The following is a 21,997-nucleotide window of genomic DNA, read 5'->3' as shown; positions in this document are numbered from 1 at the left end:
ACGGTGGCGCGACTCGATGCGTCATCCGTTCTCGGTCACGGTGGTGTCGGGGTGACGGCGGCTGGTGTCAGGCTTGACGAAATGTCCAGTAATTGCTGAGCGGTCGCGCCGGTTGTCCCCGTCGTGAGGCTCATCCTCACCGAGGGTGGTCTTCGGGTTCTCCGCTGCGGTCTCCTCGCTCACGTATTCGCCGGTATCGGCGGAGCGGTAGCTCTTCTCGGCCACGTGAACCTCCTTGATCGTGTTGTCGAAGCCGTTGTCGAGGCACTATGTCGTGTCCTTCACCGAATAGCACCACCGCGCCGCTGTAAACGGCCGGCCCCCTCGTCTCGGCACCCGGTACCAAAGGCATCCACACCAGAAACTCGCTGCGACCAGCTGCGACTCACCAGCACACGCTAGACGTGCTGAGCCGAATACCGCAGACACGCATTGATTCTGAAGGTCATTGCTGCCAAACTTGCTGGAGGCGCCTCCGGTACACCTCGATCGGCGTGGTGGCATCGTGTACGCGGCCGGAGCCTGGTGATCGGACCGGCTCGCACGACGAGCGCAGTGGGCGGCCGCGCCCTCAAACCTATCTCGCCCGGTTCGTCCACCTCATCGCCAAAGGCCGCGATGCGTCCGCCAGGGCACTCGGTCGTCGCGTGCCCAAGCCTGCCGATGGACTCGGAGGACCGAATGCGGTTCATAGACCAGAACAAGCAGCATCGAGCTGGCCCTGTACTACGGGCTTTGGTGCTTGCCGATCGGCGCCCGCTGCGGGTAACCACCCCGACCACGAAACACCTGATCGGAGAGATGAGCCAGAACCTGACACAGAGCGGATTCCGAGGCTCGATGAGGATACTCTTCCGGTGGAGACCATGCGGCCGTACTGGACCAGTGCAACCACCACGTGTAGTCGGCTGGTTTCCGCACACGACCATTCCGGCGGCTGAACGCCGGGCAGTTCTGGCCCCTCCGCTTATGTCAGAAAGCCCCATTGCGTAGAGCCAGCGCCACCAAGGCTGTCGGAGGGAACGCTACCGTTGCCTGATACGCGCCTGCACCGAAACGGGCGATAAGACGAAGGAGGCATCATTGGACGAAAGGCTCTCCGCCACTGGGCAACAGGCGTCCGGCTTTCGGAGGCGTACCAGACCGTCGAACGAGCTTCCCGTGACCGTGGGCATTGATGCTGCACTCGTGCGCACCGACGACATCGCGATCGCGCTCAGCGGTGCACGCGCCTACACCCAGGGAATCGAATTGTTTTTCCGGTTGCACGTTCGCCAGCCCGGCTCTGTGTCGGCGATCGGGGCTATGGCAGGACCTCACGGAGGCGGTAGCGACCAGTATCTGCTCGGCGTCGAGTTCGCCGACGGCCGCACCGCGACAAACATCGACGACTCCGCCGCGGATGACAACAGCACCACGGCGGTATTGATGTCGGGTGGGGGTGGTGGCAGCCCCGACTTCAGCAGCTACACCTACTACCTGACACCCGTCCCGCCACCTGGACGTTTGTCGATAATCGTCGCCTGGCCCGCCGCCGGAATCGGCGAGCACCGCGTAGAACTCGACGCAGAACCCTTCCGCAGCGCCGCCGAACGGGCACAGGTCCTGTGGCCGGAACAACCCACCTCTACATGGAGCCCGCCGTCCTCCCCGCGGCCGGATCTCGCACCCGGCGGCTGGTTCGCTCACGCGCTGAACTGACCGCAACCAGCGCACCGGCTACAACACGGGCCAGCGCGGTCGTTCGAAGGACTCGGAAACACCACCGCCAACACAGCCGGATACTCCGCCCACTTCCCCATCGGGCTGACAGTGGTCCGCTGGCGCGGCACCGCCACCCTGCGGCCGCGGCGTGAACTTCGGCAACAACGGCTCGGCCAGCTCACATAATGCGTCCGGCACCAGCCGCAGCGACAACGCATCCTCCACAACCAAACATCGACGAACAAGTCTCATCATGACTGTTTCGCCGTTCCCCGTCGTTGTCGCGGGTCTCGATAGCCTTGACCGTCTTGTCGAGGGCCTGGCGCAGGACGCGTTTGCCGACAGTCCCGACCATGACTTCGAGGACCCGTCCCTTGAGGTTCTTGCCCTCGCGCACGATGACGACATCCACATCGGTCTTCCCGCCGGGCCTGCGCTCGAAGGTGTAGGTGTGACCGGAATGGCCGCCCCATACGTTCGAGTCGATGGTCGTCATGACGACACGCTCGGGATTCGAGCAGTCATAGTGCAAGCGTTCCAGATGCGCAACATGCCCACTGCGCTGCGCGCGCTCGTGCCTGTCATCGCGCCCATCGTCACGCAGACCCTAGCGATGGGGGCCTTACCGGTCCTGCGCGCGGCCACCGATCCCGGCGTCTGATCGCTGCGTTTGCCGCACGAACGTGGGATGGGTTTCGGCGCTCGGGCGAGCGCGTTGCGCGACGGAACTCGCCGCGGAGTTCCGCTGGTCGGTCGCGCTGCGAAGCGCTCGGACGTGCTGCCGGTGGGCCAGCCGGAGACCCCAGACGCTCAGCGAACCGGCGAGACTGATGTAAAGAACATAGGCGGGGAGGACCAGCGAGCCGTAGTCGCGTGACCAACTCCGAGCCGGTAGCAGCGCGGCGAACCCGACGCCGAGCAGCACGATGCCCAGAACCAGTGCGGGCGGTCCGAGCGGGAGAATATCGTCGGATGCGTGCTCGGTATTCGGCGAGAGAGAATTCTCGGCGCTGTTCATCGCCGAGTGGGCATCGTTGGCGGCCGGAGTATCCGATCGTGACGATGGTTCTTCGGTCGGAATGAACACAATCAAATCTTTCTCCTGGATGGGTCCGCCGCGCTGCTGTGCGGTTCGCTCGAGATCGACGCCGAAACAGTAGATCGGCGCGCAGATCGCGCCATCGTCCCGAGAGTACGAAGTCTCACCGGACGTTTGTCACGACGACAAGAGCTGCGGCGGGTCCCGGCGCAACGCGGCGCCCCGTACCACTCGCCACACCAGCAACGCTATCTCGACCTCTAGCGCGGTCGTCGTCTATCGGTCGTCCCCGCTCGATCCGGTGCGCAGGGAAATCCGCGATGTCGCCCGCAGCCGCTTCTCGTTGTCGTTGTCGATGGCCAGATCGCCGAGTACCTCGCTCACCCGGTAGCTGGGCATCGGATCGGCGAGTCGACCGTCCAGCACAGTTGCTGTGGGGTAACTTCTGGCGTCATACCTGGGGCTGTAGAGGCGAAACGGCCGGTAATCGGCCGGTGTGAGCGGGTGATCATCGGCCTGCATTGACCGGACGCCGACGGCAACGTGCGCATGGGTCTTGCTCCATCGAAAAGAAAGGTCCGGAGCCCAGTCGCCGACGTCGACACCGGCGTGTTCCTGTCCAGAACGCCCGAGTTGGTCGGGCGCCGAGAGCCGAAAGTTCGCTCATGCCACAATCCATGCGCGCGCTCGTAGCCGGAAAAATCGGCGAGCCAACCGACGTCCTGCGGCTGGAATCACGGCCCGTTCCCACGCCGGAAGCCGGTCAGGCGTTGATCCGCGTGCAAGCGACACCGATCCACGCCAGCGATCTGCACATGCTGCGTGGCCGCTACGGTTTCTCCCCCGAGTTTCCCACCGTGGTGGGTATGGAATGCGTGGGCCGAATCGAGGCGCTCGGTCCGGATACCGAGGGACTGCGGATCGGCGAGCGCGTGGTGACCGTCGGTGTAACCGGCACGTGGCAGGAATACATCGTCGCCGATACAGGAAGGCTTCTGCCGGTCCCCGATGATCTGAGCGATTCCAGTGCCTGCCAGCTCGCGGTCAATCCGTTGACCGCGCTGTTACTGGTGACTCACGAACTCGACGTACGGCCGGGTGAATGGATGTTGCAGACGGCCGCGGGCTCCACTGTCGGCCGGCTCGTCATCCAACTGGCCAGACATTTGGGTATTCGGACGATCAACGTCGTGCGGAGACGCGATGCCGTCGAGGAGATCAAGACGCTCGGAGGGGAGGAGGTCATCTGCACCGCGGATGAGGACCTATTGCAGCGTGTCACCGAAATCGCAGGACCGCCCGGGGTGCGCAAGGCCATCGACTGTGTCGCGGGCGAGGTAGGTGCCCGGGTATCCCAGGCATTGGCTCCGGGCGGAGAGGTCGTGGTCTACGGCGCACTCTCCACCCACCGCCAAGCCGACCCGGCAGCGCTGACGATCCCGCTGCTGGCACGCTCGATCATCTACGAAACCAAAGTGGTCCGTGGCTTCTGGCTCTACCACTGGCTCGGCACTACCTCACCTCAGGATGCGCTGCGCGCGCTGTCCGAGGTTCGCGATCTCGTCGCTGACGAAGTGCTGAACATTCCCCCAGGTCAGCCATTCCCGCTCGAACACTTCACCGAAGCCGTCTCGCTCGCCGAAACACCCGCACACGGGGGCAAACCCCTTTTCGTATTCGAAGAGGGGGGCGTTCCATGACTTTCAAGCCGAGATCGGCCGAGGCCATTGATCAATCCGATGAGCAACGACCGCACTAGATGAAGCTGGACCGCACTCACTTCAGCAAACGGCTCAGCCACAGACGGTCCATCCACTACCGCGACACCGCCGCCGACCGGCGGCGTCCGTTTCTCGGGCGCCGCGACCGCTGTGAAGTGCTACGTTGTCCGTGCAGTCTCGTGAAACCGCCGCGCGTCGACGACGCTCGGCGCTTCGTACAGCACCGGGCACCTCTCTGGTCAGGAGGCAACGCGTGAGTACCTACACGGTCGGCTACATCGTCGGCAGTCTTTCCAGGGAATCCGCCAACCGGATCCTGTCCAAGGCTCTGATCCGGCTGGCGCCGACCCAGTTGTCGTTCACCGAGATTCCGATCAAGGATCTGCCGCTGTACAACCGCGACTACGACGTCGACTACCCGCCGGAGGGCCGCGCACTCAAGGCGGCCATCGCCGCTGTCGACGCTGTGCTGTTCGTGACGCCGGAATACAACCGCTCGATCCCGGGAGCGCTGAAGAACGCCATCGACTGGGCCAGCCGCCCATGGGGCGACAACTCGTTCGCGCTCAAGCCGTCCGCCGTCATCGGCGCCTCGCCGGGCAAACTCGGCACCGCGCTCGCTCAGCTCAGTCTGCGCAGCGTGCTCGGCTATTGCAATTCCCCGCAGATGAATTCCCCTGAGGCCTACATCCAATTCCACCCGGACGTCTTCACCCCTGATGGCGATGTCCTCGACGACTCGACGAAGCGATTCCTCACCCGGTTCATGGCGGATTTCGCCACTTTCATCACCCGCGTGCACAGCGTGGTCCCCCAACTCGGCTGACCCGATCTTCCCGGCCCGTGGCACGTGGGTCGCCTCCGCCGGCGCCGAATCGCCACAGTGTCCGCGAACTCCGTCAGCGTCGTCACCAGTTCGCGGGCGAGTGTCGAACTCGCCATCGCCGGAACGGCGGCGTAGTGGCCAGATCGAACAGTGCCCAGGCGTCTCCACCGTTATCGGGGCGCCCGGGATCCTGCCCGGAATCATCTGGCGGTACGAACATGAGTTCGCTTGCCCAGTACAGCCGAATGGTGCCGTCGGACCAGCGCTCGAGAACGGTCAGCCGCGGTACAGGTTGGCCGTCAGCACCGTCGCCGCCGTAGTCTCGGTGACGATGGTGTAGAGCTCGATGATGACGCCGTCCTCGGTACGAGCGATATCCATGCCGCTGATCACCGGAGGTCGGTCGACGGGGCCGTACTGGAAGCCGAGGTGGCCGATGTCGTCGAGTTCCGACACCGGACCGAAGGGCCGGAAGGTCCAGTCCGGGTTTTCGGCACGCAACTCCTCGGCCCGGCGCTCGAGGTCCTTGCGTCCGCGCAGAATTCGGTCCGGTTCGTGCCAGATCACGTCCTCGGCATAGGTCTCGGCGATGGCCGCGGCCCGGCGAGCCGGGTCGGGTTCGTTGAAGACGTCCAGAAGATTGCGTCGCATAAGGTCGGCGGGGGAACTGGTCATCGCGATTCCTTTCCGTTCATGCGGGTGGCTGTAGTTCGACCTGCCCCCGGTCAGCTGCCCGCGGCGGTGACGATGACGTCGGCGACGGCGACGGGCTGGGATACGAGCACGGCGTGTGAGGCGGCGATCTCGGTGGTGTGCGCCCCGATGCGGCCGGCCATGAAGCGCTGCGAAGCGGGCGGGATGATGTTGTCGCCAGTGGGGATCAGCGACCAACTCGGAGTGTTCGACCAGGACGTCGGCCCGGACGGCTCCAGGTTGGCCCACAGCGCGATCGAGTGCTGGTGAGCCAGCATGGCCGCGGCCGTCGCATCGCTGACATCCGGCGCGAACACCCGGTGGAACGCGTCCGAGGCAATGTAGCCGTCGAGGTTCCTGCCGCCGATCGCGTGCGCGTCGTCGACGAGCTTGACCTGCAAGACGGGCGGGAGCAGCTGACTACCGGGGAATCGGATCGGATCCAGTCCCAGCTGGACGGGCTCCCCCTCTGCCGGCGCGAACGCGGCGACATAGACAAGGGCCTGCACGTTCGGGTTGTGGATGTTGCTGATGACCGCGCCGCCGTAGGAGTGGCCCACGAGCACAACGGGCCCGGAGATCCCGGCGAGGGTCTTCTCGACGGTGGCCGCGTCGTAGCCGGGTCCGCGCAGGGGGTTGTCGGGGACGGCGACGGTGTAGCCGCGGCCGCGCAACTCGGCGGCGACCGGGTCCCAACTGGTGGTGTCGGCGAAGGCGCCGTGCACCAAGACGACTGTGGGCAATCCTCGGGCAGCGGCCGGGCCGGCCAGCGTCGCGGCCGAGGCGGCGACGAGGGCGATCGTGACGAGCACGGTTCGGGCGAATCGAACAAAGCTCATGGTGTGCTCCTTCGCTGTGCAGGACGTCTCAGGCCGGATCCGGACCGACAGCGGCCTGTGTTCGGTGCGGGCGGCACGCTGCCGCCCGCACGACTGGGGCACCCGGCGGGTCAGCCACTCCGAAAATCGCGTCTGTGCGAGGCTCGTGCCCGCGCTGGGCAGCAACTCGTCATCACCTGAACGAAGCCCGGCGCCGACCGGAGCCGCCGCTCAGTTCCATGGAACTCGGGACATCCGCGACGACCACCTTGTAGGTAGGTCGCTGGTCGGCCCTGCCCACGCGCCCGCGGGGCTCGTCGCCGATGCGAGAGCGTAGCGCTCCGCCCAGCGGTTGCAGTTGCGGGCGTCATCCGAAGCCCGTGGATCAGAACGATCGGTGGGGAGCCGAACCTGCGTTCAAGGCTTCGCATCGCATGAACCGAGCGGGGAAAGATATCCCGACACGTAACCATCGCCTCTACGCTGCCGATGGTCCGTCGTGGTGCACAGCGGCCCTCCCCGCTGTACGAGACTACTGCTCACACCGGTCTTCAGCTTCAACCTGCAGCGTAACCGTGTCAATATTCGCCGGTTGGATGGATGAGCTCAATCGTGATCGACCTGCTGCCCATTGGCACGTGGATAGCCCGCCGCGCAGCGAGTGCCGCCTGGCCTGGTTGTCCCCCGGTGATCCGGGTGACGATCGTCAACCGGGCCTCGCTGCGGTGGTAAAGCGGTGCCGCGCTGCTGGGTGGTGACATGGCCCGAGCCATTTCAATTCCGTGAAGTACGAGCCACCGCGAGCGATCGAGCGGCGGGGTCGACCGATAGACGACCGGCTCGAGGTCGAGATGGCGTTACTGGTGTGCGTCGGTCCACGTGCGGGTGACCCGGATTCGGCCGACGGAGGCGACACCGCGCGCTTCGACGCGCGTCCAGGTGGGTTCGGTGCCGTGGAACCAACGGCTTTCCTCCCGCAGTATCTCGCGGGGGTCCGACCGGCTCAGTCGTTCGCGTAGGCGTTTCACACGAACCATCGGAAGTGCTGCGGCGCGAACGTCTGTCGTGCGGAACACCCGGCGCCGGAGAGTGCGGTCCGAACGCGAGACCGCACCGATGGCAGCTGTCCGTACCGTGAATGTGGGCACCCGGTCTGATCGGGGAGCCCGACTGCGGCGTGGTCTATGCCGGAAGCATCTGCGCGCGTAGCGTCCACGCGTGTTTCTCGACGCGGCAAATGATGTCTTGTAGCAGATAGGCCGTCGAGGGATCCTCGGCGTCGATGTCGTCGTGCACTCCGCGCAGCAGCGCCGCGACATGGCGCAGCTGCACCAGGAGCGCTCGGACGGCCCGGGTGGTAACTGAGGACGGCCATGACAAGCGGCTCGTGCGTGCCGACGCGGATCCCGGCATCGGGATTGCGGACGACCAGGAAAAGTCGCGCCACTTGTGTCGGTGATCTGCCGACGGAATGTGCTGTCGTGGTTGGTGTCGCGGCGGTCGCCGGGACGAGGTGGTGCATCGGCATGACCACTCAGTACCTCTCGCTTTCCGACGGCACCATCGCCTACGAGCTCATCGGCCCCTCCGATGGGCCTCTGGTGGTGTGTGTCCCCGGCGTCGGCGTCAACCGCGCCGATTTCCGGTTCGTGGCCCCGACGCTGGCCGAAGCCGGAAACCGGGTGGCTGTCATGGATATCCGGGGTCACGGCGACTCCAGCGCCGACTGGCCGCAGTACGATCCCACCGCCGTCGGACACGACATCGCCGCCGTGATCGGTCATCTCGGCGGGCCGGCCGTGATCGTCGGCCACTCGTTCGCAGCGAAGTCCGCCGGGCAGGTCGCCGTCCGCGAACCCGAGTTGGTGCGCGGGCTGGTGCTCGTGGGTGCCGCGGTGCGGCACGAGAAGCCCGGCTTCGTCATGGGGCTGGCCGCCAGACTCGTCACCGGCAATGCTTCGCTGTGGACAATGTTCCTGAAGACGCTGTACCCGGGCACCAAGCCCGCCGACTTCGCCGAATATCTGGCCGCGAACAAGGCGATGCTGCGCCGCAAGGGACACCTCGCAGCCTTGAGCGCCCTCACCGATTCGCTGCCCGCCGACCCGGCCCTGGACCTGTCGGACATCACCGCCCCGACCTTGATCGTCATGGGAACCAAGGACGGCGATTTCGCCGACCCAGCCGCCGAGGCGCAGCGGATCGCGAACGAGGTCTCCGGACCGTCCCGGGTCGCGATGGTGGACGGATCGGGGCACTACCCGCACGCCGACAACCCGGAATTCGTCGCGCACACCCTCGCGACGTTCCTGAAGGAGCTGTGATGCCCCACGTGGGACACCTCCCCGTCGCCTCGACCTCCGCCGCGAAGGAGCCGTGATGCCACGCGCAGGACTCTCCCCCACCGCGGTGGTGGACGTCGCCGTCGCCGTCGTCGACGAGGGCGGGCCCCGCGCCCTGACCCTCGCCGCGGTGGCCACCCGCGCCGACGTGGCCACCCCGTCGCTGTACAAGCACGTCAAGAACCTGGACGAACTGGTGGACCTCGTCGGCGTGCGCGTCCTCGACGAACTCACCGAACGGGTGACCCGATCGGTAGTCGGGCTCGGCGGCCCCGAAGCGGTGGGCGCTCTGTTGCGCGCCTACCGCAACTACGCCGTCGAACACCCCCACCGGTACGCGATGCTGCCCCAGAACCCGCGCGCGACACCAGGCTGGGACACCGCCAGCCACCGCCTGATGGACACCATCTTCGCTGTCCTGACCGGTTGCGGCGTCACCGGCGCAGACGCAGTGCACCTCACCCGCTGCATCCGCGCCGCCGGACATGGCTTCGCCACCCTGGAGTCCCAAGGAGGCTTCCAGCTCGCCGACGACATCGAGACATCCTTCGCCACCCTGACCCGCATGGTGCTCAGCGCGCTGCCGTCACGGTGAACCCGAAACCGCGGACCGCGCGAGGCTGCTCGCGTCGCTGTCGCCGGGCACGTCCTCCACCTGACGGGGGAACACAGTGAGCCACCGCTGACGATCAGTTCGTCTTACGGTCGACGACGCAGCGGAAGCCGTGCTCGTCGAGCCTGCCGATGTCACCCGTGTGCACCCAGCCGTCGCGCGCAGCTTCGGCGTTGCATGCCGTATTGATGTTTCCGAGCGATGACTCCGGCCTCAGAAGTGACCCGCTTCGGGCAGCGGGGTGTCGTTGACCAGGAGGTCGCCCAGCGCGCGGGCCTTGTACACCGCGGGGTTGTGGGAGAACAGGGTGCGCAGGTTGCGCCAGTGCCGGTCGTACTGTGCGGAGGCGCGGGTGGCCGAGGCGCCGCCGACATCGAAGATGCGCCCCGCCGCCCGCAGTGCGGGCTCCTCGATGGCGACCTTGGCTTTGGCGGCCAGCACCGCCGCGTCGTGTTCGAGGTCCGCGTCGATCCCGGTGGCGCGGGCGACGTCGAAGGCGCGATCCTGCGCCAGCGCGGCGGCGCGCACCAGCGATTCGGCGGCGAAGGCCGTGGCGGAGATCGTGCCGATGATCTCGAGCAGTTGCGGATCGTGGCGGGGCTCTTCGGTATTGGCGAACACGAAGTTCCGCCTGCGGGTGCGCACCAGCTCGGCGGCGTCGGCGGCCGCGGACCGCAGGATGCCCGCGGCTATGGCGTGCAGGTACAACTGCGGGAACGCCTGACGCGGCGGCACGCCGGAATCCGAACCGCGCCACGGCAGCGTCTCCGACTCGGCCACCGCCACGTCGGTGAGCACCGTGGTGCCGCTGCCGGTGTGCCGCTGGCCGATGCCGTCCCAGTCGTCGAGATGGGCGACGCCGGCCCGGTCGGCGGGGACCACGGCGGTGAGCAGGCCTTGTCCGGGCACCTCGGCGCTGATGCGCACGTAGTCGGAATACAACGCGCCCGTGCTGTAGAACTTGCGCCCGTTGAGCAGGTAGCCCCCGCCGGGTGCTGGCGTCAAAGTGCTGTCGTAGGTCCAGCTGCCCGCGGAACGATTGCTCAATTCGGTTAGCGCTCCGCCGAAGAGCTTGCCCGCCAGCACTTCCGGGATCCAGGCCGCCTTCTTGCCGGTGCGGGGCAACCGGAACAATTCCTCCACGAAGCCGAAGTGGATGCGCAGGATGTGCGGGACGTCGGGGTCCGCCTCGGCCAGGTCGATCAGCAGATCGAACAGCTCCGAGATCCGCCAGCCCCCGCCGCCCAGATCGGCGGGTACCCGGACCGCGCCGAGACGCAGCCGTTTGGCCGCCGCGATCGCCGCGTGCGGTGGCTCGTCGCCGCCCTCGGCGCGTCGGCGCGCCGCGTCCGCGGCCACCTCGGCGACGAAGGCAGCGATCTCGGGGGAACCGGGGCGCGCGATGGTGGCCGCGGCGGTATCGATGCTGGTCATCGGAACTCCTGGAGTAGGGGCCGGTGCGCCACCGGCGAAGGACGGATTCGGCGCGGGGCGCTCAGGCGACGCTGCGCCGCAACGCCGGGTCGGCCAGCGCGGGCGGGATCACTCCGGTGTCGCGATCGCTGAAAACAATTCCGGGAGCGACGATCTCATCGATGCGATCGAGCACGTCCGCGCTCAGCGTCACCGCGGCCGCGCCGAGGTAGGCGTCGAGGTGCTCGGCGGTGCGCGGGCCGATGATCGCGGCGCTGACATCCGGGTGCGACAGGACGAAGCCCACCGCGAGTTGCACCAGGGTGAGCCCGGATTCCTCGGCCAGCACCGCCAGCGCTTCGGCCGCGGCGAGCTTGGCGGCGTTGGCCGGGGCGGCGATGTCGAAACGACCCGGGATCAGGTCGGCGCGGTAGGACTCGGGTTGCGCCGCGCCCGCGCGGTACTTGCCGGACAGCCAGCCCGCCGCCAGCGGACCGTAGGTGAGCACGCCGAGCCGGTACCGACGCGCGATCGGCAGCGTCTCGCGTTCGATGCCGCGCACCAGCAGCGAATACGGAACCTGCTCGGTGGCAGGCCGATTCAGCTTGCGCCGATCGGCCGCCCACTGGGTCTCGATCAACTCGCCGGGCGAGAACACGGAGGTGCCGTAGTAGCGGATCTTGCCGGCGCGGACCAGATCATCCAGCGCTGCGACGGTTTCCTCGATCGCGGTGACCGATTCGGGCCGGTGCACCTGATAGAGGTCGAGATGATCGGTGCCGAGTCTGCGCAGCGAGTCCTCGACGGCGCGGGCGATCCAGCGCCGCGAGTTGCCGCGGTGGGTGAGGTCGTCGTCGACGGCGTTGTGGAACTTACTGGCCAGGATCACCTCGTCGCGCCGGCCGCGCAGCGCTTTGCCGACGATGGTCTCCGATTCGCCGCGCGAGTAGGTGTCGGCGGTGTCGACGATGTTGATGCCCGCGTCCAGCGCGCGGTGGATCACCGCGATCGCCTCCTCGTGCGTGGTGCGGCCGCGGGCGCCGAAGTTCATGGCGCCGAGGGCCAACGGGCTGACCCGCACCCCGGTGCGGCCGAGGACACGCAGATCGGACAGGCTCATGAGTGGGCTCCTCGGACGATGCGGCGGGTGGCGGAGTCGGTGAGCGAAGGCGGCAGATAGCCTTCGTCGGCGGGGCTGATGGTCAGGCCGGGTGCGACGATCTCGTCGATGCGGTCGAGCACCGCGGCGTCGAGCCGGACGTCCACCGCGCCGAGCTGTCCCTCCAACTGCTCGAGGGTGCGCGGCCCGATGATGACGCTGCTCACCGCGGGATGCTGGAGGACGAACGCCAGCGCCACGTGCACCAGTGAGAGTCCCGCGTCGTCGGCCAGCTTCGCCAGTTCCTCGGCGGCTGCGCGCTTGCGCTGGTTGGCCGCCAGCGCGGGATCGTGCCGATGCGGTTGCCTGGTGAGCCTGCTCGACGGCTGCGCGTCCGTCCCAGGCCGGTATCGCCCCGACAGCCAGCCACCGGCCAGCGGGCTCCAGGTGAGCACCCCGAGCCCGTACTTCTGAGCGATCGGCAGCGTGGCCCGCTCCGCCGCGCGCGCCAGGATCGAATACGGCGGCTGTTCGCTGACCGGGCGGGTCAGATTGCGGTCCTCGGCCACCCACTGCACCTCCACCAGTTGGTGCGGTTCGAAGGTGGTGGTGCCGTAGTAGCGGATCTTGCCCGCGGCGACCAAGTCGTGCAGGGCGCGCAGCGTCTCCTCCAGCGGCACGTCCGGGTCGGGGCGGTGCACCTGGTAGAGGTCGAGATGGTCGGTGTTCAACCGGCGCAGGCTGTCCTCGACGGCGCGGATGATCCAGCGGCGGGAGTTGCCGCGCGAGTTCGGGTCGGCGCCGATCTGCCCGTGGAATTTACTGGCGAGCACGACTTCGTCGCGGCGGCCCGCGAGGGCCTTGCCGACGATCTCCTCGTTTTCGCCCTGGGAGTAGACGTCGGCGGTGTCGACGACGTTGATGCCCGCGTCGAGCGCGCGGTGGATGATGCGCGCGGCGTCGTCGTGGTCGCGGTTGGCCCACGCGCCGAAATTCATGGCGCCCAGGGTGAGCGGGCTGACCAGCACACCGGTGCGGCCGAGATAGCGGAGTGTCATCGTGGGGTGGTCACTTTCTCGTAGTGCGTACGGCCGAAGGAATTCGCCGGTTCGGCGAGGCCGAGATGACCGCGCAAGGTGGTGTGCTCGTAGCCCTCCCGGAACAGGCCACGGGCGCGCAGTTCCGGGATCACCTGATCGACGAACTCCTCCAGATAGCTCGGCAGCACGGCCGGGATGATGGTGAAACCGTCGACGCCGGTCTCGCGGAACCACCGCTCGATGTGGTCGGCCACCGCGACGGGGGTGCCCGCGACCACCCGGTGCCCGCCGAGGAACTCGGTCAGCAACCTGCGCACCGTGTGACCGGTCTCGGTGGCGTAGCGGGTCAGCGATTCGAAGAAGCCCTGCGGGCCGATGCGGCCATCGGGCAGCGCGGTCAGCCGCGCGGGCAGCGGCGCGTCCAGATCCAGCTCTTCGTCGGGGTAGCCGAGCCAGCGGGCCAGTGCGCGTACCGGCGCGCTGTCCGCGGGCAACCGCTCTTGCAGCGCGTCGAAGCGTTCGCGTGCCTGCGCTTCGGTCGCGCCGAGCACCGGCACCAGTCCCGGGAGAATCCGGATGGCCCGCGGGTCCCGGCCCGCGGCAGCGGCAGCGCTCCGTACCCCGGTGACGAATTCCCTGGCCGCGGTCGCGCTCAACTGGGTCGTGTAGATCGCCTCGGCGTGCGCGGCCGCGAACGCCTTGCCCTGCGGCGACGCGCCGGCCTGCACCAGCACCGGACGTCCTTGCGGCGACCTGGTGACGTTCAGCGGACCGGCGACGGCGTAGAACTCGCCGCGGTGGTCCACCGCGTGCACCTTGTCCGGGTCGGCGAAGCGGCCACCCGCCTGATCCCCGATGACGGCGTCGGCTTCCCAGCTGTCCCAGAGCTTCTGGGTCAACTCCACGAATTCCGCGGCCCGCCGGTAACGCTCGTCGCGCTCGGGCAGGGACTCGATGCCGAAATTGCGGGCGGCGTTCGGTTCGAACGTGGTGACGACGTTCCAGCCCGCCCGTCCGCCGCTGGCGTGGTCGAGCGAGAGGATGCGCCTGGCGAGGTTGTAGGGCAGGTTCAGCGATGTGGTCGCCGTCGGGATCAGCCCGATCCGTTCGGTCGACACGGCCAGCGCCGAGGTCACCAGGATCGGGTCGAGCGTCGCGGCGGGGGCGCGGGCGATGCCCGGCTGCTGCACGGGAATGTCCGGGAACAGCAGTCCGTCCAGCGCGCCGCGCTCGGCGACGGCGGCCACGTGCTGATAGTGCTCGAGCCGGATGAACGCGTCGGCGGGCAGGCCGGGCTCGCGCCAAGCCGCGGGGTGGTAACCGGAGCTGCCGACGTTGACGAAGAAGTGCAGGGTGCGGGTCATCAGGCGGCTCCTTCCGCGTGGGGGCGGGTGTGTCCGGGGACGGGCAACCCGAGATGCCCACGCAGTGTGGTGGTCTCGTACTCGGTGCGCAGCACGCCGCGCCGCCGCAGAATGGGCACCACGCCGTCGACGAAATCGTCGAATCCGTCCGGCAGCACGTCGGGCATCAGGTTGAAGCCGTCGGCGATGCCTTTGTCCACCCAGTCGACAATCGCGTCGGCGATCTGTTCCGGTGTGCCGGTGACGATGCGGTGGCCCGCGCCGCCGCCGAGCTCGCGCAGCAATTGGCGCACGGTGAGGTTGTCCCGGCGAGCCAGCCCGAGCGCGATCTTGTAGAAGGTCTGCGAGCCGCCGGCCCGGTCCGGTTCGGGCAGCAGATGCCACGGCAGCGGCGCGTCCAGCCGTAGCGCCTCGCGGTCCACGCCGAGCTGGGCGGCCAGCCGGTTCAGCGCGTAGTCCGGCGGTACCAGTTCGTCGAGCAGCTCCCGTCGCTGCGCGGCCTCCCGCTCGGTCGAGCCGAGCACCGTCGACAGACCCGGCAGGATCAGCACGTCCTCCGCGCGGCGGCCCAGCGCCACCGCGCGCGATTTCACGTCGCGGTAGTACTCACCGGCCTCCTCCTCGGTCTGCGCCGCCGTGAAGATCACCTCGCCGACCCTGGCGGCCAGCCCGCGGCCGTCGCTGGACGCGCCCGCCTGCACCACCACGGGTTCGCCCTGCGGGGACCGCGGCACGTTGAGCGGACCGGCCACCCGGAAATGCGTGCCGCGATGATCGACGGGATGGATCTTGTCCGGATCGGCGAAGCGGTGCGCGGACTTGTCGCCGACCAAAGCGCCGGGCTCCCAGCTGTTCCACAACGCGCGCACCACGGCGACGAACTCCGCGGCGCGCTGGTAGCGGGCCCCGTGCTCGGGTTCCTCGTCGAACCCGAAGTTGCGGGCGGCGTCCGCTCCCGCGGTGGTCACCACGTTCCAGCCGGAGCGGCCCCCGCTGAGCAGGTCGAGCGAAGCGAAGCGGCGGGCCACGTCGTAGGGGTGGTTGTAGCTCGAGGAGAGCGTGGCGATCAACCCGATGCGGCTGGTGGCCGCGGCCACCGCGGCCAGGATCACCGAGGGCTCCAAGCTGTTGAACGGCCGGTACCGGATGTCCTCCCGGATGGCAGGGCCGTCGGCGAGGAAGACGGCGTCGAACCGGGCCTCCTCGGCCCGCCGGGCGATCCGCACGTAATGGTCGAGCCCGAAGCTCGCCACCGGGTCCGTCCCCGGGAAACGCCAGGAGCCGCCGAAGACGCCGGCGTTGAGGATATTGACGTTCAGGTGCACTTGCCGTCGGCTCATGGTCGCTCCACTGCTCGGCCCGCCGCCAGCGCCGTGCGACCCAGGTCGGCCAACACGAAATCGCTCTGCGGGAAATGGATTCGCCCCACCAGGGCGTCGCGGTGGTGGCGTTCGAGGGGGTTGCGGCGATCCAGCCCCGGGTTTCCGGTCAAGTCGAGCGCGGACTCGGTGACCCGGATGGCGGTAGTGGTCGCGACATGTTTGGCCAGCGCGGGCAGCGCGCCCGCCGGTTCGCAGGCCAGGCTGGCGACCGCGTGGCGCAGCAGCGCCCGGCTGGTCTGGATCCACGCCTCGATCTCCCCGACGCGGTCGTGGAAGCGCGGCACGGTGGCCAGGGAGGCGCCCAGCGCGGTCGGCACCCTGGTGTGCAGGTAGCGCACCAGCCAGTCGCGGGTGGCGACCGCGACGCCGTTGTAGTTGGCGGCCAGCAGCAGCGGCAGCGCCTGGCGGCCCGCGCGGCGCACCTTCGCCGTGCCGGTGGAGGGATCGCGCAGGTCGACGAGCCGGGCCTGCGGCACAACGGCAGCATCGAAGATCACCGACTGGGTGTCGGAGGCCCGCAGGCCGAGGTGGTTCCACGTGCGCTCCACTCGCCAGCCGGTCACCGACCGGTCCAGCAGGAAGGTCGCGATGCGCGGCTGCGGCTCCGCGGTGCTGGTCGTCACGGTGAACCAAGTCAGACCGGAAATGCCGGTGGCGTAGGCTTTCTCGCCGTCGATGCGCCAGTCGCCCGACGGCAGCCGGGTCGCGGTGGTCGCGGGCACGCCGCCGCGCGCCAGGCTGCCGAGTTCGCGCTCCACCGCGAGACCGTTGATCAGCGCGCCGTCGGCGGCGGCCGACCGCAGCACCAGCTCCTTCAACTCCTCCGGCCACGGGCTGTCCGGGTGGAGCATGCCGAGGTGGTTCGTGAAGTTCCACTGCAGAATCAGACCGACCGAGGGGTCGGCGGCGCCGACCCGTTCGATGAGTTCGACCGCTTCGGCGATGCCCGCGCCGCGCCCGCCGTAGGCGACCGGGACGGTCAAGGCGGGCGCGCCGATGGCGTGCAGCGCCTCGAACGCCGCGAACGGGAAGGTCCCGGCCCGGTCGTGTTCCTCGGCGCGCGCGGCGATCGTGGCCAGCACGCCGGTCAGCGCGTGCTCGTCCAGGCCGGTCGGCGTGGTATCGGCGGTCGTTGGCAATATTTCGGTCATGACGCGCTCGCGGCGCGCGGTGGCACACAATTCATGATTTCTCGGCAAACTCGTTCGCAAGGCGTGGCCGCAAGGGCCAGGAATGGAATACGGTGACGGAATTCCGGCGTCACCGGCGACAGCGGAACGGCATTGAACGTTTTGTGCCCCAACGTGTTTCATACTTTGTCACGGGGACTCCTTTCGTTCGCGCCGCCTGCGATCCCAGTATCGGAAGCGTGAAACCGGCGAACAAGGCAGTCGTCCTACGAGAATTGTTTAGTTTTTCTCGACGGTCCGGACGCGGTTCACGACGCCAATCGCTGCGGGCTGGCGAGGGTGCGCAGGGCGCGGATGGCGGCCGCGACCGCGGGACGTTCCAGCGACGCCTGCCGGTAGGTGACCCCGATCTGCCGTGTCCCGTTGGCCACCGTGCAGGCGATCAGGTGGCGGTGCTCGTCGTCGACCGACATCTCCGGCACGATCGTGACGCCCAGCCCGTACTCGACCATCTCGGCCATTCCGGCGAAGCTGCCGCTGCGGTGCTCGATGCGGGGTGCGAAACCGGCCTCGCGGCAGGCGTAGAGCACCGAGACGATCGACGGTGCGCCGTCGCGCGCGGCGATCCAGTCCGCGTCCCGGACCGCCGCGAGTCCGTGCTGGCGGACCCGCTCCCGTACTCCGTCCGGCGCCAGTAGCACCAGCGGGTCGCCGAACAGGAATTCCGAGCTCAGGCCGAGCGGCAGGTCGCGGGCGCGGAAGGAATAGGCGTAGGTGATGGCCAGATCCACCTCCTGCAGCCGCACCGCGGGCACCGAGTCCACCGGCATCAGGTCCACCACCCGCACCCGCAGATTCGGGTACTCCGCGCGCAACTGCGCCGCCGCGGGCAGCGCCAGCCGCGACTGCGCGGTGCGGAACGTCGCGAGGGTCAGTACCCCGGTGACCTTCTCGGCGGTGGCCGCCACCGCGCTCTCGGCCTCCTCCAGCGCGGCGATGATCCGCGAGGTGTGGTCGACCAGCACCCGGCCCGCCGGGGTCAGGCGCAGCACCCGGCCCTCCCTGCGGGTCAGCACGGTGCCCACTTCGTCCTCGAGGATGCGCAACTGCTGCGACACCGCCGAGGTCGTGATGCCGTGCAGCTCCGATACCGCGGTCATGGTCGTGCGTTCGGCCAGATCCCGCAACAGGATAAGACGCCGGATGTCGTACACGACTGCCTCGCTTTCGCTGCCTGTTCCGGATCATGATCATCGGCCTCGGCAACGGTGGAGGAAATGCTTACGATCAGAACGATTCTGTGCGGGATCAAGTCGGTGACAGCGCGCCCACGGGCAAAGGGGTTTCCGGCTTACGCGCGGGCGCCCCGGGGACCGCCGCCAGCAGCAGCCGCGTGTATTCCGCCGACGGCTCGGCGAAAACGGCCGCCACCGGACCCGTTTCCACGATTCGCCCGCCACGCATCACCGTGACGTCGTCGGCGATCAGCCGCACCACGCCGAGATCGTGGGTGATGAACAGGTAGGTGAGCCGTTGCTCATGCTGTAGATCGACCAGCAATTGCAGGATCTGCGCCTGCACCGACACGTCCAGCGCCGAGACCGCCTCGTCCAGCACCAGCATCCGCGGTCCGGCGGCCAGGGCACGGGCGATCGCCACCCGTTGCCGCTGCCCGCCGGACAGTTCGGCGGGCCTGCGACGCAGGTGCGAGCGGTCCAGCGCCACCGCGTCCAGCAGTTCGGCCACGCGCTGTCGTCGCCGGGCACGGTCGGACAGCAGCCCGAGCGATACCAGCGGCTCCGCGATGATCGTCTCGACGTCGAACTTGGGATCCAGGGAGGAATACGGGTTCTGGTAGACGAACTGGATCTCGCGCCGGATCGGCCGCGACCGCCTGCGGGACAATCCGCTGATCCGCTCGCCGTGCAACAGGACCTCCCCGGTGTCCGGTGCGGTCAGTCCCACCGCGATCCGGGCCAGCGTGGACTTGCCCGCGCCGGACTCGCCGACCACCGCGTGGGTCGATCCAGCGACGACGTCCAGGGAGATGTCGTCCACCGCGCGGACCTGCCCGCCGAAGGTCTTGGCCACCGCGCGCACCTGGAGCACGACCGAGCCGCGGTCGGGTGTCCTGCGGGCCGTGGCGCCGGTCGGCGTGAGCGGTTCGCTGTGCCGGGAGGGCGCTGCGGCGACCAGCTCGCGGGTGTACGCGGTGCTCGGCGCGGCGAGGATGCCCGCGGTCGCGCCCTCCTCGACGATGCGCCCATCGCGCATCACGATCAACCGGTCCGAGCGCTCGGCGGCCACGCCCAGGTCGTGGGTGACCAGCAGCACCCCGAGCCCGAGTGTGGCGCGCAATCGCGCCAGATGGTCCAGGATGACCTGCTGCACCGTCACATCCAGTGCCGAGGTCGGTTCGTCGGCCACCAGCAGGGCGGGGTCGTTGGCGAGGGCGATCGCGATCAGCACCCGCTGCTTCATGCCGCCGGACAGCTCGTGCGGATACTGTCGGTACACCCGCTCGGGATCGGACAATCCCGCGAGTTCCAGCTTCGCGACGGCCAGCTCGCGGGCCGCGGCGCCGTCGACGCGCCGATGCAGCCGCAGCGCCTCGCCGACCTGGGTCCCCACCCGCTTGACCGGGTTCAGCGAGGTGCCCGGGTCCTGCGGGACGAATCCGACGAACGGGCCGCGCAGCCGCGCCAGCCTGCGTTCCCGCCACCGCGCGACGTCCTGGCCGTCGAGTTCCAGCGCCCGCGCTCGAACCAGGGCCGAGTCCGGCAGCAGCCGCAGCGCGGCGTGCACGGTGGTGCTCTTGCCCGAGCCGGATTCGCCCACGATGGAGACGAATTCGCCGGGGCGCACGGCCAAGGACACCCCGTCGACGGCGTAGCCGTGCGCGGACCGGTAGCGCACCCGCAGGTCGTCGACGCGCAGCAGCGGTTCGTTCGTGCCCATCACGATTCTCCCAACGATCGGCCGATCCTGTTGGCCGACAACACGACCACGGCGATGAGCACGCCGGGCAGGATCGAAATCCACGGATAGGTGGCCAGGTAGTCGCGGCCCTCGGCCACCGCGAGACCCCACTCCGGCTGCGGTGGCGGCGCGCCGTAGCCAAGGAAACCGAGCGCGGCCACGGCCAGCACGGCGGAGCCGCACTCCAGCGCGGCCAGCGCGAGCACCGCCGATACCGAGTTCGGCAGCACGTGCCGCAGCACCACCCGCCCGAAACCCGCACCGGACCCGTAGGCGGCCTCGACATAGTCGGAGGCGGCGACCTTCAGCACCTGCGCCCGCATCACCCTGGCGAACGCCGCGATCGCCGAAACACCCACGGCGACGGCGATGTTCACTGTGCCGTAGCCGAGCGCGGTGACCACCGTCATGGCCAGCAGCAGGCCGGGGATGGCCAGCAGCACGTCGACGCAGCGCATGATCACCGCGTCGATCCGGCCGCCGACGAAGCCGCTGAACAGGCCGATCGCGGCGCCGATGAGGAAACCGAGCGCGACGGCGAGCAGCGTCGCGCTCACCGTGGTGGAGGTGCCGTAGATCGCGCGGGCCAGCAGATCGCGTCCGAGCCGGTCGGTGCCGAACGGATGGGCCGGGCCGGGTGGGGCGAAGCTGACCGACGAGTCGCCCTCGAGGGGGTCGTGCCCGGTGAACCAGGACGGCAGCACCGCCCAGGCCAGCACCACGCCGACGACCAGCCAGGCCAGCGTCAGCCCGGGGGCGGCCGCGGCGGCCAGCAGCAGCCGCCGCGGCCACCGGGTCACGGTGCGAGCCGTTGCGGTCGGCGCGCTCATGCGGTCACCTCCTGCCCGTTCGGCCGCGCGGTGGACGCCGGGGCCTGCGCCCTGCGCGCCGCCGGGCGCAACCGGCTGCGCAGGCGCGGGTCCAGCAGCGGATACAGCAAATCCACCACGAAGTTGACCGCGACGAATACCAGCGCCGCGAACACCACCACCGCCTGCACCAGCGGCACGTCCTGGGTGCGCACCGCGGTCTCGGTGAGCCTGCCGAGACCGGAGCGGGAGAACACCGTCTCGACGATCACCGCGCCCGCGAGCAGATTGCCGAAGGTCACGCCCGCGATGGTCAGCGCGGGCAGTGCCGCGTTCCGCAGCACATCGCGCACCAGCACCCACAGCCGCGTCGCGCCCTTGGCCACCGACACGGTCACGTAACCGGAGCGCAGGCCGCCGGTGACGTTCTCCAGCAGCAATTGGGCGATCGGCGCCGCGACGGGGATGGCGAGGGTCACCGCTGGCAGCACCAGCGCCGCGAAGCCGTCGTTGCCGATGGGCGGGAACCAGCCGAGCTGGAACGAGAACACCTGCAGGATCGCCGATCCCACCAGGAACACCGGCACCGACACACCCGCCGCGGGCAGCGCGGCGAACAGGCCGCTCAGCCACCGCACGCGCGTGTAGGCGGAGATCAACGTGACCGCGAGCGCCAGCAGCACCGCCAGGACCAGCGCGCAGGCGGCGAGCAGCGCGGTCTGCGGCAGCACCGACATGATCAGCGGCCACACCTGCTCGCCGGTGCGGGTGGATGCCCCGAAGTCACCGCGGGCGGCCGCGAACAGCCGGTTCAGGTATTGGCCGAGCAGATCGTGGTCGAGTCCGTAGTACTCCCTCGCGTTCTGCTTGTCCTGCTCGGTGACGAGGTCACCCTGGGTGGGGTCGAACAACAGATCCACCGCGTCGTAAGGCAGCACGTAAAGCAGCACGAACGTCACGGTGTACGCGCCCCACACCACGAACACCGCTTGGCCGAGTTTGGCCAGCACATAGCGGAACATCGG

The 21,997-nt window shown here is 68.7% G+C and carries 22 protein-coding genes and 1 pseudogene; 6 read left to right on the top strand and 17 right to left on the bottom strand.

The features are described 5' to 3' along the window. Positions 1-21: 21 nt before the first annotated feature. Positions 22-225: a hypothetical protein gene (locus tag ACFV2O_RS22295; protein WP_039798023.1), complete on the bottom strand. Its 204-nt coding sequence runs from the start codon at positions 223-225 to the stop codon at positions 22-24. 936 nt (positions 226-1,161) lie between these two features. On the opposite strand from ACFV2O_RS22295, the gene ACFV2O_RS22290 reads away from it, so the two are divergent. Next, complete coding sequence (locus ACFV2O_RS22290; protein ID WP_379253449.1) at positions 1,162-1,701, top strand: hypothetical protein; 540 nt, start codon at positions 1,162-1,164, stop codon at positions 1,699-1,701. 114 nt (positions 1,702-1,815) lie between these two features. Here ACFV2O_RS22290 and ACFV2O_RS22285 read toward each other — a convergent pair. Then, positions 1,816-1,902: pseudogene (locus tag ACFV2O_RS22285) on the bottom strand (IS5/IS1182 family transposase); the annotation flags it as partial. A gap of 55 nt (positions 1,903-1,957) precedes the next feature. Here ACFV2O_RS22285 and ACFV2O_RS22280 point away from each other — a divergent pair. Then, the gene (locus ACFV2O_RS22280) at positions 1,958-2,365 is read left to right on the top strand and encodes a hypothetical protein (RefSeq protein ID WP_379253448.1); all 408 of its coding nucleotides are present in this window, start codon (positions 1,958-1,960) and stop codon (positions 2,363-2,365) included. Here ACFV2O_RS22280 and ACFV2O_RS22275 read toward each other — a convergent pair. Then, the gene (locus tag ACFV2O_RS22275; RefSeq protein WP_379253447.1) at positions 2,327-2,722 is read right to left on the bottom strand and encodes a hypothetical protein; all 396 of its coding nucleotides are present in this window, start codon (positions 2,720-2,722) and stop codon (positions 2,327-2,329) included. The genes ACFV2O_RS22280 and ACFV2O_RS22275 overlap by 39 nt on opposite strands. A gap of 297 nt (positions 2,723-3,019) precedes the next feature. Beyond that, the gene (locus ACFV2O_RS22270; RefSeq protein ID WP_379253446.1) at positions 3,020-3,169 is read right to left on the bottom strand and encodes a hypothetical protein; all 150 of its coding nucleotides are present in this window, start codon (positions 3,167-3,169) and stop codon (positions 3,020-3,022) included. 239 nt (positions 3,170-3,408) lie between these two features. Between ACFV2O_RS22270 and ACFV2O_RS22265 the strand changes: the two genes are divergently transcribed. Together ACFV2O_RS22265 and ACFV2O_RS22260 are read left to right on the top strand one after the other, a co-directional pair. Continuing rightward, on the top strand, positions 3,409-4,443 hold the full coding sequence (locus ACFV2O_RS22265; RefSeq protein ID WP_379253445.1) for a zinc-dependent alcohol dehydrogenase family protein: 1,035 nt from the start codon (positions 3,409-3,411) through the stop codon (positions 4,441-4,443). A gap of 274 nt (positions 4,444-4,717) precedes the next feature. Further along, positions 4,718-5,290 (top strand): NADPH-dependent FMN reductase, encoded by a 573-nt coding sequence (locus ACFV2O_RS22260; protein ID WP_355074349.1) that lies wholly within the window; start codon positions 4,718-4,720, stop codon positions 5,288-5,290. Between the two features lie 276 nt (positions 5,291-5,566). Here ACFV2O_RS22260 and ACFV2O_RS22255 read toward each other — a convergent pair whose 3' ends face one another. The 3 genes from ACFV2O_RS22255 to ACFV2O_RS22245 all read right to left on the bottom strand — a co-directional run bounded on the left by ACFV2O_RS22255 (position 5,567) and on the right by ACFV2O_RS22245 (position 8,133). Further along, positions 5,567-5,965, bottom strand: coding sequence for a nuclear transport factor 2 family protein (locus tag ACFV2O_RS22255; protein WP_355074351.1), 399 nt, complete (start codon positions 5,963-5,965; stop codon positions 5,567-5,569). A 50-nt stretch (positions 5,966-6,015) separates the two neighbouring features. Continuing rightward, a complete protein-coding gene (locus tag ACFV2O_RS22250; RefSeq protein ID WP_379253444.1) occupies positions 6,016-6,822 on the bottom strand; it encodes an alpha/beta fold hydrolase in 807 nt (268 codons plus the stop codon). Positions 6,823-7,983: 1,161 nt separating this feature from the next. Further along, positions 7,984-8,133 carry a hypothetical protein gene (locus ACFV2O_RS22245; protein ID WP_379253443.1) on the bottom strand — a complete coding sequence of 50 codons (150 nt, stop codon included), beginning with the start codon at positions 8,131-8,133 and terminating at the stop codon, positions 7,984-7,986. A gap of 194 nt (positions 8,134-8,327) precedes the next feature. On the opposite strand from ACFV2O_RS22245, the gene ACFV2O_RS22240 reads away from it, so the two are divergent. Continuing rightward, positions 8,328-9,125, top strand: a complete 798-nt coding sequence (locus tag ACFV2O_RS22240; protein ID WP_379253442.1) for an alpha/beta fold hydrolase — start codon at positions 8,328-8,330, stop codon at positions 9,123-9,125. A gap of 55 nt (positions 9,126-9,180) precedes the next feature. Continuing rightward, positions 9,181-9,738 carry a WHG domain-containing protein gene (locus tag ACFV2O_RS22235; RefSeq protein WP_356967581.1) on the top strand — a complete coding sequence of 186 codons (558 nt, stop codon included), beginning with the start codon at positions 9,181-9,183 and terminating at the stop codon, positions 9,736-9,738. Between the two features lie 231 nt (positions 9,739-9,969). On the opposite strand, the gene ACFV2O_RS22230 is transcribed toward ACFV2O_RS22235, so the two are convergent. From ACFV2O_RS22230 to ACFV2O_RS22185, 10 genes are all read right to left on the bottom strand, one after another. After that, positions 9,970-11,190 carry an acyl-CoA dehydrogenase family protein gene (locus ACFV2O_RS22230; RefSeq protein WP_379253441.1) on the bottom strand — a complete coding sequence of 407 codons (1,221 nt, stop codon included), beginning with the start codon at positions 11,188-11,190 and terminating at the stop codon, positions 9,970-9,972. 61 nt (positions 11,191-11,251) lie between these two features. Beyond that, positions 11,252-12,289, bottom strand: a complete 1,038-nt coding sequence (locus ACFV2O_RS22225) for an aldo/keto reductase (RefSeq protein ID WP_379253439.1) — start codon at positions 12,287-12,289, stop codon at positions 11,252-11,254. Continuing rightward, complete coding sequence (locus tag ACFV2O_RS22220; protein WP_355074364.1) at positions 12,286-13,326, bottom strand: aldo/keto reductase; 1,041 nt, start codon at positions 13,324-13,326, stop codon at positions 12,286-12,288. Before ACFV2O_RS22220 ends, ACFV2O_RS22225 begins: the two co-directional genes overlap by 4 nt. Then, positions 13,323-14,672, bottom strand: coding sequence for an NtaA/DmoA family FMN-dependent monooxygenase (locus ACFV2O_RS22215; RefSeq protein WP_379253437.1), 1,350 nt, complete (start codon positions 14,670-14,672; stop codon positions 13,323-13,325). The genes ACFV2O_RS22220 and ACFV2O_RS22215 overlap by 4 nt, the downstream gene beginning before the upstream one ends. Beyond that, entirely contained in the window at positions 14,672-16,012 is a 1,341-nt protein-coding gene (locus ACFV2O_RS22210; protein ID WP_355074368.1) for an LLM class flavin-dependent oxidoreductase, read from the bottom strand. Before ACFV2O_RS22210 ends, ACFV2O_RS22215 begins: the two co-directional genes overlap by 1 nt. Then, positions 16,009-17,205: an acyl-CoA dehydrogenase family protein gene (locus ACFV2O_RS22205; RefSeq protein WP_379253435.1), complete on the bottom strand. Its 1,197-nt coding sequence runs from the start codon at positions 17,203-17,205 to the stop codon at positions 16,009-16,011. Before ACFV2O_RS22205 ends, ACFV2O_RS22210 begins: the two co-directional genes overlap by 4 nt. Positions 17,206-17,492: 287 nt before the next feature. Further along, complete coding sequence (locus ACFV2O_RS22200; protein ID WP_356967595.1) at positions 17,493-18,398, bottom strand: LysR substrate-binding domain-containing protein; 906 nt, start codon at positions 18,396-18,398, stop codon at positions 17,493-17,495. Between the two features lie 94 nt (positions 18,399-18,492). Beyond that, positions 18,493-20,142, bottom strand: coding sequence for a dipeptide ABC transporter ATP-binding protein (locus tag ACFV2O_RS22195; protein WP_379253433.1), 1,650 nt, complete (start codon positions 20,140-20,142; stop codon positions 18,493-18,495). Further along, a complete protein-coding gene (locus ACFV2O_RS22190) occupies positions 20,142-20,993 on the bottom strand; it encodes an ABC transporter permease (protein WP_355074376.1) in 852 nt (283 codons plus the stop codon). The genes ACFV2O_RS22195 and ACFV2O_RS22190 overlap by 1 nt, the downstream gene beginning before the upstream one ends. Further along, positions 20,990-21,994 carry an ABC transporter permease gene (locus tag ACFV2O_RS22185; RefSeq protein ID WP_356967601.1) on the bottom strand — a complete coding sequence of 335 codons (1,005 nt, stop codon included), beginning with the start codon at positions 21,992-21,994 and terminating at the stop codon, positions 20,990-20,992. The genes ACFV2O_RS22190 and ACFV2O_RS22185 overlap by 4 nt, the downstream gene beginning before the upstream one ends. Between the last annotated feature and the right edge of the window lie 3 nt (positions 21,995-21,997).

Origin of the sequence: Nocardia sp. NPDC059691, from assembly GCF_042733915.1 — a bacterium.
GTDB classification, from domain to species: Bacteria; Actinomycetota; Actinomycetes; order Mycobacteriales; family Mycobacteriaceae; genus Nocardia; species Nocardia sichangensis.
The sequence above is the reverse complement of the archived record's forward strand: the minus strand, read 5'-3'. Positions and strand labels throughout refer to the sequence as shown.